The sequence below is a fragment of the Selenomonas sp. oral taxon 149 str. 67H29BP genome (assembly GCF_000146365.1).
Taxonomy (GTDB): Bacteria; Bacillota; Negativicutes; order Selenomonadales; family Selenomonadaceae; genus Centipeda; species Centipeda felix.
Genome location: NZ_GL397100.1, coordinates 1 through 688 on the forward strand (window position 1 = coordinate 1; position 688 = coordinate 688).

The following is a 688-nucleotide window of genomic DNA, read 5'->3' on the forward strand; positions in this document are numbered from 1 at the left end:
GGAACAAATACATGCAATAGTGTCCAGAAGATTTATTGAAAATTCATCATTAAAATTAATGGAGCAACAGAATTTATCAACACTGTGCCTAATTATTACAAAGGGAACTACACCTACAACTGTAGGATGCAACTTTGTAAACCATGGAGTTAATTTCGTTAAGGCAGAAAGCATTCAGAAAGACCATACAATAGCTGCAGGAAAACTTGCTCATATCGATGATAAAACTCACGCAACTTTGAGCCGCTCTGTTATCAAAGAAAAGGATATTCTATTTACTATTGCGGGAACACTAGGCAGGTTTTCATTTATCGACGAAAGCTTATTGCCAGCTAACACTAATCAGGCTGTGGCAATTATTCGAGTTAATCAAGCTAAAATTCCACCGGAATACATATATAGTTTGTTTATAGGAAACTGGCATAATAACTATTACGTCAAGCACATACAACAAGCTGTACAAGCAAATTTGAGTCTGGCTACTATAAAATCTCTACCGATTCCTATGTTACCTGACTCCGACATGAAAGTTTATATAAAGATGGTTTCTCCAATTATTTCTTTAATGCAATCTTATGCCTGTGAAAATTCTCGACTACAGACCTTACGCGACACGCTTCTCCCTCGCCTAATGTCGGGCGAGCTTGACGTATCGAGCATCGAACTCTAGGCGGCACAGTACTCCCCG

The 688-nt window shown here is 38.5% G+C and carries 1 protein-coding gene; it reads left to right on the plus strand.

What is annotated here, in order from left to right:
• The coding region (locus HMPREF9166_RS11645) for a restriction endonuclease subunit S (protein WP_217490368.1) at positions 1-670 on the plus strand (670 nt) is incomplete at its 5' end.
• Between the last annotated feature and the right edge of the window lie 18 nt (positions 671-688).